The sequence below is a fragment of the Pseudomonas sp. RIT-To-2 genome (assembly GCF_029623465.1).
GTDB classification, from domain to species: domain Bacteria; phylum Pseudomonadota; class Gammaproteobacteria; order Pseudomonadales; family Pseudomonadaceae; genus Aquipseudomonas; species Aquipseudomonas silvicola.
Window position 1 is genome coordinate 47,387 of record NZ_JAPYKM010000012.1, and the last position, 12,376, is coordinate 59,762.

Consider the following 12,376-nt stretch of genomic DNA (forward strand, 5'->3'; position numbering starts at 1 on the left):
GAAGTTTTCGTAATGGGCCTACTATAGCCTGTCGGGCGCGCAAGAGCGGTGCCTGCATTAATTTTGGCCCTGCCCGTCGGCCTGAGGATGGCCGCACAGGGGCAAGCCTGATAAAATCGCGCGCCTTCGCAGACCAACGACGGTTGGCCGATTGGAAATACCCGGCAACGGTATTTCCGGGCAGCCCATCGCGCCTGGTCGATTTTTCGAATCCCTCCCTCTAAAGGCCTGGATCATGAGCAAGCAACCCTCCCTGAGCTACAAGGACGCCGGTGTAGACATCGACGCCGGTGAAGCATTGGTCGAACGCATCAAGAGCGTCGCCAAGCGTACTGCGCGTCCTGAAGTCATGGGCGGCCTGGGCGGTTTTGGCGCCCTCTGTGAAATCCCGGCCGGCTACAAGCAGCCTGTCCTGGTGTCGGGCACCGACGGCGTGGGCACCAAGCTGCGCCTGGCCCTGAACCTGAACAAGCACGACAGCATCGGCATCGACCTGGTGGCCATGTGCGTGAACGACCTGGTGGTCTGCGGCGCCGAGCCGCTGTTCTTCCTGGACTACTACGCCACTGGCAAGCTCAACGTCGACACCGCTGCCCAGGTGGTCACCGGCATCGGCGCCGGCTGCGAACTGTCGGGTTGCTCGCTGGTAGGTGGTGAAACCGCTGAAATGCCAGGCATGTACGAGGGCGAAGACTACGACCTGGCCGGCTTCTGCGTGGGTGTGGTCGAGAAGGCCGAGATCATCGACGGCTCCAAGGTAGCCGCTGGCGACGCCCTGCTCGCCCTGCCGTCGTCCGGCCCGCACTCCAACGGCTACTCGCTGATCCGCAAGATCATCGAAGTCTCCGGCGCCGACATCGAGAACACTCAGCTCGACGGCCTGCCGCTGACCGACCTGCTGATGGCCCCGACCCGCATCTACGTCAAGCCGCTGCTCAAGCTGATCAAGGACACCGGCGCCGTCAAGGCCATGGCCCACATCACCGGTGGCGGCCTGCTGGACAACATTCCGCGCGTTCTGCCAAAAGGCGCCCAGGCCGTGGTCGACGTGGCCAGCTGGCAGCGCCCGGCGGTCTTCGACTGGCTGCAGGAAAAAGGCAACGTGGACGAGCACGAAATGCACCGCGTGCTGAACTGCGGCGTGGGCATGGTCATCTGCGTGGCCCAGGAACACGTTGAAGTGGCCCTCGAGACCCTGCGTGACGCTGGCGAGCAGCCATGGGTCATTGGCCAGATCGGCGTGGCCGCCGAAGGCGCCGCCCAGGTAGAGCTGAAGAACCTCAAGGCACACTGATGCACGACCAGACGCCCGCACGCTGTAACGTAGTGGTGCTGCTTTCCGGCACCGGCAGCAACCTGCAGGCCCTGATCGACAGCGTGAACCAGGACGCCGGGGCAAACCCGGCGCGCATCTGCGCGGTGATCTCCAACCGCGCCGACGCCTACGGCCTGGAACGCGCCCGCCACGCCGGCATCCCTGCCGCCGTGCTGGACCACCAGGCATTCGAAGGCCGCGAAGCCTTCGATGCCGCGCTGGTCGAACTGATCGATGGCTACGCCCCCGACCTGGTGGTGCTGGCCGGCTTCATGCGCATCCTCAGCGGCAGCTTCGTGCGCCACTACCAGGGGCGCCTGCTGAACATCCACCCTTCCCTGCTGCCCAGGTACAAAGGCCTGCACACTCACCAGCGCGCCATCGAGGCGGGTGACACCGAGCACGGCTGCAGTGTGCACTTCGTCACCGAGGAACTCGATGGCGGACCACTGGTCGTACAGGCAGTAATCCCGGTACAGTCGGACGATACGCCGGCCACGCTGGCGCAGCGGGTTCATGCCCGGGAACACCAGATCTACCCATTGGCCGTGCGCTGGTTCGCCGAAGGCCGCTTGCGTCTGGACGCCAGCGGTGCATTATTGGACGGCCAGGCCCTCGGGGCCAGCGGTCACTTGATTCGACCCTAGGAGATTTTATGCGTCGTGCCCTGCTGTTCTGCGCTGCGTTGCTGGCTTTGCCGGTCCACGCCGCCGAACTCAAGCCTTTCACCGCCAGCTACACCGCCGACTGGAAACAGTTGCCCATGAGCGGCACTGCTTCGCGCAGCCTGGAAAAGGGTGCCAATGACACCTGGACCCTGAGCTTCAAGGCGTCGATGATGATTGCCAGCCTCACCGAGGAAAGCACCCTCACCGTCGACAAGGACACCCTGCTGCCCAAGACCTACCACTTCGAACGTGGCGGCCTGGGCAAGCCAAAGAAGACCGACCTGGACTTCGACTGGTCGCAGAAAGTGGTGACCGGCACCGACCGTGGCGACGCGGTGAAAGTCCCGCTCAACCGTGGCATGGTCGACAAGTCGACCTACCAGCTGGTGTTGCAACGTGACGTTGCCGCTGGCAAGAAGAGCATGAGCTACCAGGTGGTGGACGGCGACGACGTCGACACCTACGATTTCCGCGTCCTGGGTACCGAGAAGGTCGACACCAAGGCCGGCCAGGTCGACGCCATCAAGGTCGAGCGCGTGCGCGACCCCACGCAGAACAAGCGCACCACCGTGCTGTGGTTCGCCAAGGACTGGGACTACCTGCTGGTTCGCCTGCAACAGGTCGAGACCGACGGCAAGGAATACAACATCATGCTGCAGGACGGCACTGTTGACGGCCGCGCCGTGAAAGGCAACTGACCCTCCCGCGGGCGCTGGCTTGCCAGCGTCCACACTTCCAGCAAAAAGCCCCGCTGTCTCACGACAGCGGGGCTTTTTGCTGGGGCGCAGGGCAATCAGGCGTTTTCGCCGGCCTTGGCCTTCTCGGCAGCCGCCTTGATCAGCGTCTGCAGTTCACCGTTGGCGAACATTTCAGCCACGATATCGCTGCCGCCGACCAGCTCACCGCCCACCCACAGCTGTGGGAAAGTCGGCCAGTTGGCGTATTTCGGCAGGTTGGCGCGGATTTCCGGGTTCTGCAGGATATCCACATACGCGAATTTCTCGCCGCACTGCATCACGCATTGCGACGCCTTCGACGAGAAGCCGCACTGCGGGGCGTTCGGCGAACCTTTCATGTAAAGCAGAATGGTGTTGTTGGCAATCTGCTCTTTAATCGTTTCGATGATATCCATGGAGCACCTCGGCTTAGCTTTCCGACTCATAGGTCGACACGGTGACGCATTGTAACGGAAACCCGAGCGCTGCGCTCGGCCTCTGTCGCGGCCAGCGCGGCTCCCGCACCCGACTCAGGCCGCGACGACGCGCACCGGCACGCCGTTGAGCGCGGCATTGCCCGACAGCCGATCCATCAACCGCTCGTCCGTGAGGTCATTGGCGCTGGCCCCCGCCTGAGCCTGCGCGATACCCAGCCGTACCCCATGGCGGCCGTGGCCGAAGCCATGGGGCAGGCTCACCACCCCTGGCATCATTTCGCTGCTGCCCAGCACCTGCACCTCGATACTGCCCACCCGCGAGGTGACACGTACCTGCTGGCCGTCCAGCAAGCCGCGGCTGGCCAGGTCGTCGGGGTGCATCAGCAACTGGTGGCGTGGCTTGCCTTTCACCAGGCGGTGGTAGTTGTGCATCCACGAATTGTTGCTGCGTACATGCCGGCGCCCCACCATCACCAACTCATCGATGGCGGGTGGCGCCTGCTCGGCAAAGCGCTGCAGGTCGGCCATCAGCAACGGCGGCGCCGCCTGAATGCGCTGGCCAGGGGTCTTGAGCCGGGCCGCCAGGTTAGGCTGCAAAGGTCCCAGATCAAGACCATGAGGGTGTTCGGCCAGCGTTGCCAGCGACAACCCCACCTCGCTGCCATCCCCCCAGGGCCCGGCGCGCAACCCGCGCTCGATCAATTGCGCAGGCGGCAGCGTCGGTTTGAGCGCCTTGCCGGACAGGGCGGCGAACGCCTCGGCCAGGCCCACGAAGATCTCCCAGTCATGCAGCGCCCCCTCGGGTTTTGGCAGGATAGCGCGGTTGAAACGGCTGACATTGCGCACCGCGAACAGGTTGAAGGTGGTGTCGTAGTGGTCGTTTTCCAGCGCCGAAGTCGACGGCAGGATCAGGTCGGCATAGCGCGTGGTTTCGTTGATGTACAGGTCGATGCTGAGCATGAACTCCAGGCCATCCAGGGCCTGTTCCAACTGCCGGCCATTGGGTGTGGACAGCACCGGGTTGCCCGCTACCGTGATCAGTGCGCGCACTTGGCCTTCGCCGCCCACCAGCATTTCCTCGGCCAGGGCCGATACCGGCAACTCGCCGCCGTATTCCGGCAAGCCCGAAACGCGGCTTTGCCAGGCGTTGAAGTGGCCACCGGCAGTGCTGGCCACCAGGTCCACCGCCGGGGTGGTACACAGCGCCCCGCCCACCCGGTCAAGGTTGCCGGTGACCAGGTTGATCAATTGCACCAGCCAGTGGCACAGGGTACCGAATGCCTGAGTGGACACCCCCATCCGGCCGTAGCAGACGGCCTTGTCGGCAGCGGCAAAGTCCCGGGCCAACTGGCGAATGACGGGGCCCGCCACACCACAACGCGAGCTCATGGCCTCGGCATTGAACCCTGCGACGGCGCGGCGCACCTCAGCCAGGCCGTCCACGGGCAGCCCGGTGTCACGCCCCAGCCCTTCTTCGAACAGCGTATTGAGCACGCCCAGCAGCAACGCCGCATCACCGCCAGGGCGAATGAACAGGTGCTGGTCGGCCATGGCCGCGGTTTCGCTGCGGCGCGGGTCCACCACCACGACCTTGCCACCACGCGCCTGAATGGCCTTCAGGCGTTTCTCCACGTCTGGCACGGTCATGATGCTGCCATTGGAGGCCAAGGGGTTGCCGCCCAGTATCAGCATGAAGTCGGTGTGGTCGATGTCGGGGATGGGAAGCAGCAAGCCATGGCCATACATCAGGTAGCTTGAAAGGTGGTGGGGCAACTGGTCCACCGACGTCGCCGAAAAACGGTTGCGGGTCTTGAGCAGGCCGAGGAAGTAGTTGCCGTGGGTCATCAGCCCATAGTTGTGAACGCTGGGGTTGCCCTGGTAGATCGCCACGGCATTCTGGCCATGGCGCTGCTGGATATCCCACAGGCGCTGCGCCACCTCGTCAAAGGCCTCTTGCCAGCCGATGGCCTGCCAGTCGCTGCCCACGCGGCGCATGGGCTGGCGCAGCCGGTCCGGGTCGTTCTGGATATCCTGCAGGGCCACGGCCTTGGGGCAGATATGGCCGCGGCTGAACGTATCGAGGGGGTCGCCCTTGATCGAGGTAATGGTCGGGTGCCCGGCCTCGTCGGCCTGGGTCTCGATAGCGAGGCCGCAAATGGCTTCGCAGAGGTGACACGCGCGGTGGTGCAGGGTCTTGATCATGGCCTGTCTCGGTCCGGGCAGCGGAACCTGACTATGGAACGATCGTACCGCGTGCACCAGCAGCCTTGGTGCCTTGAATCGGCTGCCATCAGGGCAGCCGATGATGCTCAGTTGTGGGTAAGGCCGGGCGGGGGTGCCTGCAGCTGGATTTCCACCACGGTCTCGACTTCTTCCTGACCAATGGGCACGCCCGTCAGTTCGCCGATCAACTTCCAGTGCTCATCCAGGCCCGCGCTGATGGTGGCCATGCGGTCGATCATGCGCCGCCCGGCCGCGGCAGCCACCTCGTCTTCGCTGCGCAGCAACTCGAACGACATCGAGGTCATCGACGCCGTCAGGTGGGTGAGCGTGCGTGCCGTGAGGCCCAGCAACTCGAGCAATTGTTGTTCTTTGGAATCCATTCACCCTCTCCGCGTATCTGTCGAGATACAGTCTAGTACCCAAGCCCGCAGTGTACGGAATGAGCGCATCAGCAGCCAACGCTTTGCAACCTGTGAGACAGGGTTAACGCTAGACAATTCCGGGCTCGATTGCCAAGCCGCGCGACAGCAGTGTAAAAAGTGAGACGCCCCCGGAAGCATCGCGGCTGGCGACACGCGCTGAAACACTCCCCATGATCGGAATATGAAACACATGTTGGTAATACGCGACATTTAATTATAAGATCGCGCCTTCCCCTAAATTCGTCGCCGCGTGCGGCTTTCGCCGCAGGCCTCATCCGTTTTTTCGAACGCTAAAAGCATGGGTGCTGCGGTACGTTGCAAAAAGGTAGTCAATGATGAGCGCAAGGCACTTTCTCTCCCTGATGGATTGCACGCCCGAAGAGCTTCTCAGCGTCATCCGTCGAGGCACCGAGGTCAAGGACCTGCGTAACCGCGGCGTGCTGTTCGAGCCGCTGAAGAATCGGGTACTGGGCATGATCTTCGAGAAATCGTCGACCCGTACCCGCCTGTCTTTCGAAGCGGGCATGATCCAGCTCGGCGGCCAGGCCATCTTCCTGTCCCCGCGCGACACCCAACTGGGCCGTGGCGAGCCGATCGGCGACTGCGCCATCGTCATGTCGAGCATGCTCGACGCGGTGATGATCCGTACCTATGCCCACAGCACCCTGACCGAATTCGCCGCCAACTCGCGCGTGCCAGTGATCAATGGCCTGTCCGACGACCTGCACCCCTGCCAGCTGCTGGCCGACATGCAGACGTTCCTGGAGCACCGCGGCAGCATTCAGGGCAAGACCGTGGCCTGGATCGGTGACGGCAACAACATGTGCAACAGCTACATCGAAGCGGCCATTCAGTTCGACTTCCAGCTGCGCGTGGCCTGCCCCGAAGGCTTCGAGCCCAACCCGCAGTTCCTGGCGCAGGCCGGCGACCGCGTGGAGGTGGTACGCGACCCGAAAGCAGCGGTGGCCGGCGCACACCTGGTGAGCACCGATGTCTGGACCTCCATGGGCCAGGAAGACGAGACCGCTCGGCGCCTGCAAACCTTCGCGCCGTACCAGGTGAACCGTGAACTGCTCGACCTGGCAGCTGACGATGTGCTGTTCATGCACTGCCTGCCTGCGCACCGCGGCGAGGAGATCAGCCTGGACTTGCTGGACGACCCGCGCGCCGTGGCCTGGGACCAGGCCGAGAACCGCCTGCACGCGCAAAAGGCGCTGCTGGAATTCCTGGTAGCCCCGGCCTACCGGCCGGCATGACCCCGCAACCGCTGCTGGCTCTCGACCAACTGGCCTGTGGTTACCAGGGCCAGGCCGTGGTACAGGGCCTGGACCTGGCCCTGCACGCGGGCGAGATCGGCTGCCTGCTTGGCGCGTCGGGGTGTGGCAAGACCACTACCCTGCGTGCCATCGCCGGCTTCGAACCCGTGCACGACGGGCAGGTGGTACTGGGTGCAGAAGTCATTTCCCGCGCTGGCTATACCTTGGCACCGGAAAAACGTCGAATCGGCATGGTTTTCCAGGACTACGCTCTGTTCCCGCACCTGAGCGTGGCCGACAACGTCGCGTTCGGCATACGCCAGCACCCTCGCCAGGCCACCGTGGTGGCTGAGATGCTGGAACTGGTGAACCTGCCGGGGCTGGACAAGCGCTACCCCCACGAGCTGTCCGGTGGCCAGCAGCAACGCGTGGCCCTGGCCCGCGCGCTGGCGCCGCAACCGCAATTGCTGCTGCTCGACGAGCCCTTCTCCAACCTGGACGTGGAACTGCGTCGGCGGTTGAGCCAGGAAGTGCGCAGCATTCTCAAGCACCGCGGCACCAGTGCGATCCTGGTCACGCACGACCAGGAGGAAGCCTTTTCGGTGAGCGACAAGGTCGGCGTGTTCCAGCAAGGTCGGCTTGAACAATGGGACACGCCCTACAACCTGTACCACCACCCGCGAACCCCTTTCGTGGCCAGTTTCATCGGCCAGGGCTATTTCCTGCGCGGCACGCTGAATACCGCGCATTCGGTGCACACCGAACTGGGCGAGCTGCACACCCCCACCGCCTACCCCTGGGCCAAAGGCAGCGCGGTGAACGTGCTGTTGCGCCCGGACAGCATCGTTCATGCCCCCGACGGCCCGCTGAAAGCCCGCGTCACCGCCAAGTGTTTTCAGGGCGCAAGCACGTTGTATCACCTGCGACTGGACAGTGGCTGCCAGGTGGAAGCACTGCTGCCGAGCCGTCTTGACGCGCAGCCGGGCGAGACCGTCGGCATCCGCGTGGCCGCTGAACACCTGGTACTGTTCGCGGCCTGATGGGTCAGGGCCGACCGATGTCGGCGAAGCTACCGCGGGTATGCTCGGCCAACAGCGCCGGTGCCAACTCTACCTCCAGGCCGCGCCGGCCGGCGCTGACGAACATCGTCGTCAGCGGTTGCGCCGACTGGTCGATAAAGGTACGCAGCCGCTTCTTCTGGCCCAACGGGCTGATCCCCCCCAGCAGATAACCGGTAGAACGCTGCGCGGCGGCGGGGTCGGCCATTTCGCATTTCTTCACGCCTGCGGCATGGGCCAGGCCCTTGAGATCCAGGGTGCCAGCCACCGGCACCACGGCCACCAGCAGCTCGCCTTTCTCGCTGCTGGCCAGCAGGGTCTTGAACACCTGCTCGGGGTTCAGGCCCAGCTTTTCCGAGGCTTCCAGGCCATAGGAAGCGGCCTTGGGGTCATGTTCGTAGCTGTGCACGCGGTGTTCGGCACGGGCTTTTTTGAGGAGGTCCAGGGCGGGGGTCATGGGGGCTTCCTTGGATTCGAGGGGTAAGGCTTGGGATCTTCAGCGTTCTCAGGATCGAGCGCCGTCCGCACAGCGCGTTCGCGAGCTTGCGCCCGCTCCTACATCTGTTTCGGGCCAATTATACCTGTGCCCCCCACCCCGACCCATACCTTTCACTTTCGACCTTTGACATAATCATTTCTTGTCTATATTTTTTCGTTTCTGAATATCGTGAACCCTAGACCAGTTCGCGAACGCAACACATTCGGCCGGAATGGGGTATTACGGCCGGGTGCCCAATCGAGCGCCTGAAGGCGCCGTACAACAACAAAAAAGGTGTCAACGATGACGACCGCTCAGCAACAACCTGCGTTGTCCGGCCAGTGCATGGCCGAATTTCTCGGAACCGCCCTCCTGATCTTCTTTGGCACCGGCTGTGTGGCGGCGCTCAAGGTCGCGGGAGCCAGTTTCGGGCTGTGGGAAATCAGCATCATCTGGGGGGTGGGCGTCAGCATGGCGATCTACCTGACCGCCGGGGTATCCGGCGCACACCTGAGCCCGGCCGTGAGCATCGCCCTGTGCGTGTTCGCCGGCTTCGAAAAACGCAAACTGCCGTTCTACATCATCGCCCAGGTCGCCGGCGCCTTCTGCGGGGCCGCCCTGGTGTACACGCTGTACAGCAACCTGTTCTTCGATTACGAACAAGCCCACCACATGATCCGCGGCAGCCAGGAAAGCCTGGAACTGGCCTCGGTGTTCTCCACCTACCCGCACCCTTCGCTGTCCACCGCCCAGGCCTTTCTGGTTGAAATGGTGATCACGGCGATCCTGATGGGTGTGATCATGGCCCTGGGCGACGACCAGAATGGCCTGCCCCGCGGCCCGCTGGCACCGCTGCTGATCGGCTTGCTGATCGCCGTGATCGGCAGCTCCATGGGCCCATTGACCGGTTTCGCGATGAACCCGGCGCGGGATTTCGGCCCCAAGCTGATGACATTCTTCGCTGGCTGGGGCGAAATAGCCTTTACCGGTGGGCGTGACATTCCGTACTTCCTGGTGCCGATCTTCGCCCCGATCCTGGGCGCCTGCCTCGGCGCGGCGATCTACCGTGGCCTGCTGGCCCGGCACCTGCCCGCCGCCGTAACCGCCAGCGAAGCGGCCACCGACAACACCGGGAGCAAGGCCCAGGCGTCCTAGACCAGCGCCGAACACCTTGAGCCGTACGCCCGTTTTTCACTTTTCCGAAGGCCACTGTCATGACCGATACGCAGAACAAGAACTACATCATCGCCCTGGACCAGGGCACCACCAGCTCGCGCGCCATCATCTTCGACCGCGACGCAAACGTAGTCTGCTCGTCCCAGAGCGAGTTCACTCAGCACTACCCTCAGCCAGGCTGGGTCGAGCATGACCCCATGGACATCTTCGCCACCCAGAGCGCAGTGATGGTCCAGGCCCTGGCCAAGGCCGGCCTGCACCACGACCAGGTCGCCGCCATCGGTATCACCAACCAGCGCGAGACCACCGTGGTCTGGGACAAGACCACCGGCGCGCCGATCTACAACGCCATCGTCTGGCAGTGCCGACGCAGCACCGAGATCTGCGAACAGCTCAAGCGCGACGGCCACGCCGACTACATCCGCGAAACCACCGGGCTGGTCACCGACCCCTACTTCTCCGGCACCAAGCTCAAGTGGATTCTGGACAACGTCGAAGGCAGCCGCGAACGCGCCCGCCGCGGCGAGCTGCTGTTCGGCACCGTCGACACCTGGCTGATCTGGAAATTTTCCGGCGGCAAGGTGCACGTCACCGACTACACCAACGCCTCGCGCACTATGCTCTTCAACATCCACACCCTGGAGTGGGATGACAAGATGCTGGAGGTGCTGGATATCCCGCGTGAAATGCTGCCGCAAGTGAAGTCGTCGTCCGAAGAATACGGCCGTACCAAGAGCGGTATCGCCATCGCCGGTATCGCCGGTGACCAGCAGGCCGCCCTGTTCGGCCAGATGTGCGTGGAAGCCGGCCAGGCCAAGAACACCTACGGCACCGGTTGCTTCCTGCTGATGAACACCGGCGACAAGGCCGTGACCTCCAAGCACGGCATGCTCACTACCATCGCCTGCGACCCGCGCGGCAAAGTGGCCTACGCCCTGGAAGGCGCGGTATTCAACGGCGGTTCCACCGTGCAATGGCTGCGCGACGAACTGAAGATCGTCAACGACGCTTACGACACCGAATACTTCGCCAGCAAGGTCAAGGACAGCAACGGCGTGTACCTGGTACCCGCCTTCACCGGCCTGGGCGCTCCCTACTGGGACCCCTACGCACGTGGCGCATTGTTCGGCCTGACCCGCGGGGTCAAGGCGGACCACATCATCCGTGCCGCCCTGGAGTCCATCGCCTACCAGACCCGTGACGTACTGGACGCCATGCAGCAGGACGCCGGCGAACGCCTCAAATCCCTGCGGGTGGACGGCGGCGCGGTGGCCAACAACTTCCTCATGCAGTTCCAGGCCGACATCCTCGGCACCCAGGTAGAACGCCCGCAAATGCGCGAAACCACTGCCTTGGGCGCCGCCTACCTGGCGGGCCTGGCGGTGGGCTTCTGGGGCAGCCTGGAGGAACTGCGCGGCAAGGCCGTGATCGAGCGCCAATTCGAACCGCAACTGGATGAAGCGGCGAAAGAGAAGCTTTATGCGGGTTGGAAGAAAGCGGTGGACCGTACCCGAGACTGGGAACCGCACGACGAGGCTTGAGGCCAGATCGTAGCTGCACGCTTCAAGCTCCAAGCTGCATACCCCAAGTGCCCTGACCGGCACCTTGTGGCTTGCAGCTTGAAGCTTCAGGCTGCAAGCTTGCTCCTTTTGCTCCGGCAGCCGAAGGAAGCCCAATGAACCTGCCCCCACGCCAACAACAAATCCTCGAACTGGTGCGTGAACGCGGCTACGTCAGCATCGAAGAGATGGCCCAGTTGTTCATCGTTACCCCGCAGACCATTCGCCGCGACATCAATCAGTTGGCGGAGCTCAACCTGCTGCGGCGCTACCACGGTGGGGCGGCGTACGATTCCAGCATCGAAAACACCGCCTACGCCATGCGCGCCGACCAGATGCGCGATGAGAAGCAGCGCATCGCCGAAGCCATCGCGGCGCAGATCCCCGACCATGCTTCGCTGTTCATCAATATCGGCACTACGACCGAATCCATCGCGCGTGCCCTGCTGAACCACAACCATCTGAAAATCATCACCAATAACCTGCACGTGGCCTCCATCCTCAGCGCCAAGGATGATTTCGAAGTGCAACTGGCCGGCGGCACCGTGCGTCGTGACGGCGGCGTGGTGGGCCAGGCGAGCGTGGACTTCATCAGCCAGTTCAAGGTGGATTTCGCCCTGGTGGGCATCAGCGGCATTGACGAGGACGGCAGCCTGCTGGACTTCGACTACCAGGAAGTGCGCGTCTCCCAGGCGATCATCGCCAACGCCCGCCAGGTGATCCTGGCCGCCGACTCCAGCAAGTTCGGCCGCAACGCCATGGTGCGGCTGGGCTCCATCAGCCTGATCGACTGCCTGGTAACCGACAAGGCCCCGGTGCCAGCGCTGACGCAGTTGCTGAACCAGCAGAAGATTCGGCTGGAAGTGGTTTAAGCACAGTCCCCCAGGTGCATGGCTGGGGTTTACCTGCGCCCTTGAGTCCGCGCGCCGCCCGCGCGGCGCTTCCCGGGCAAGCCCGGTCCCACATCTGCTTCGGGCCAATTATGCCTCGACCATTGCCTGGTCCGCTTTGTTTGTTCATCCCAAATCTGCGGTGAAAGCACAAGCGGGCCAGGTGATGTCACAGGCA

At 63.6% G+C, this 12,376-nt stretch carries 12 protein-coding genes; 8 read left to right on the forward strand and 4 right to left on the reverse strand.

Annotated elements, in window-relative coordinates:
• Nucleotides 1–235: 235 nt before the first annotated feature.
• The 3 genes from purM to QBK88_RS13105 are packed head-to-tail and all read left to right on the forward strand — an operon-like array spanning nt 236 to nt 2,681.
• The gene (purM, locus tag QBK88_RS13095; RefSeq protein WP_277962333.1) at nt 236–1,294 is read left to right on the forward strand and encodes a phosphoribosylformylglycinamidine cyclo-ligase; all 1,059 of its coding nucleotides are present in this window, start codon (nt 236–238) and stop codon (nt 1,292–1,294) included.
• A complete protein-coding gene (purN, locus tag QBK88_RS13100) occupies nt 1,294–1,962 on the forward strand; it encodes a phosphoribosylglycinamide formyltransferase (protein ID WP_268144697.1) in 669 nt (222 codons plus the stop codon). The genes purM and purN overlap by 1 nt, the downstream gene beginning before the upstream one ends.
• A gap of 8 nt (nt 1,963–1,970) precedes the next feature.
• Nucleotides 1,971–2,681 carry a DUF3108 domain-containing protein gene (locus QBK88_RS13105; protein WP_268144698.1) on the forward strand — a complete coding sequence of 237 codons (711 nt, stop codon included), beginning with the start codon at nt 1,971–1,973 and terminating at the stop codon, nt 2,679–2,681.
• Nucleotides 2,682–2,776: 95 nt separating this feature from the next.
• Here QBK88_RS13105 and grxD read toward each other — a convergent pair whose 3' ends face one another.
• The 3 genes from grxD to QBK88_RS13120 all read right to left on the reverse strand — a co-directional run bounded on the left by grxD (nt 2,777) and on the right by QBK88_RS13120 (nt 5,739).
• Nucleotides 2,777–3,115, reverse strand: coding sequence for a Grx4 family monothiol glutaredoxin (grxD, locus tag QBK88_RS13110; RefSeq protein ID WP_268144700.1), 339 nt, complete (start codon nt 3,113–3,115; stop codon nt 2,777–2,779).
• Nucleotides 3,116–3,229: 114 nt separating this feature from the next.
• A complete protein-coding gene (locus tag QBK88_RS13115; RefSeq protein WP_277962334.1) occupies nt 3,230–5,338 on the reverse strand; it encodes a molybdopterin oxidoreductase family protein in 2,109 nt (702 codons plus the stop codon).
• A gap of 107 nt (nt 5,339–5,445) precedes the next feature.
• The gene (locus tag QBK88_RS13120; RefSeq protein WP_277962335.1) at nt 5,446–5,739 is read right to left on the reverse strand and encodes a hypothetical protein; all 294 of its coding nucleotides are present in this window, start codon (nt 5,737–5,739) and stop codon (nt 5,446–5,448) included.
• Nucleotides 5,740–6,116: 377 nt separating this feature from the next.
• On the opposite strand from QBK88_RS13120, the gene argF reads away from it, so the two are divergent.
• Both argF and QBK88_RS13130 read left to right on the forward strand, forming a co-directional pair.
• Nucleotides 6,117–7,037, forward strand: a complete 921-nt coding sequence (argF, locus tag QBK88_RS13125; protein ID WP_277962336.1) for an ornithine carbamoyltransferase — start codon at nt 6,117–6,119, stop codon at nt 7,035–7,037.
• Nucleotides 7,034–8,077 carry an ABC transporter ATP-binding protein gene (locus QBK88_RS13130; RefSeq protein ID WP_277962337.1) on the forward strand — a complete coding sequence of 348 codons (1,044 nt, stop codon included), beginning with the start codon at nt 7,034–7,036 and terminating at the stop codon, nt 8,075–8,077. Before argF ends, QBK88_RS13130 begins: the two co-directional genes overlap by 4 nt.
• 4 nt (nt 8,078–8,081) lie before the next feature.
• Here the strand turns inward: QBK88_RS13130 and ybaK are convergent, their stop codons facing one another.
• On the reverse strand, nt 8,082–8,552 hold the full coding sequence (gene ybaK / locus QBK88_RS13135) for a Cys-tRNA(Pro) deacylase (RefSeq protein ID WP_277962338.1): 471 nt from the start codon (nt 8,550–8,552) through the stop codon (nt 8,082–8,084).
• A gap of 324 nt (nt 8,553–8,876) precedes the next feature.
• Between ybaK and QBK88_RS13140 the strand changes: the two genes are divergently transcribed.
• The 3 genes from QBK88_RS13140 (at nt 8,877) to QBK88_RS13150 (ending at nt 12,180) form a co-directional block, all read left to right on the forward strand.
• Entirely contained in the window at nt 8,877–9,728 is an 852-nt protein-coding gene (locus tag QBK88_RS13140) for an MIP/aquaporin family protein (RefSeq protein ID WP_277962339.1), read from the forward strand.
• Nucleotides 9,729–9,787: 59 nt separating this feature from the next.
• Nucleotides 9,788–11,290: a glycerol kinase GlpK gene (gene glpK / locus QBK88_RS13145; protein ID WP_268144717.1), complete on the forward strand. Its 1,503-nt coding sequence runs from the start codon at nt 9,788–9,790 to the stop codon at nt 11,288–11,290.
• A gap of 134 nt (nt 11,291–11,424) precedes the next feature.
• Nucleotides 11,425–12,180 (forward strand): DeoR/GlpR family transcriptional regulator, encoded by a 756-nt coding sequence (locus QBK88_RS13150; RefSeq protein ID WP_268144719.1) that lies wholly within the window; start codon nt 11,425–11,427, stop codon nt 12,178–12,180.
• Nucleotides 12,181–12,376 lie beyond the last annotated feature (196 nt).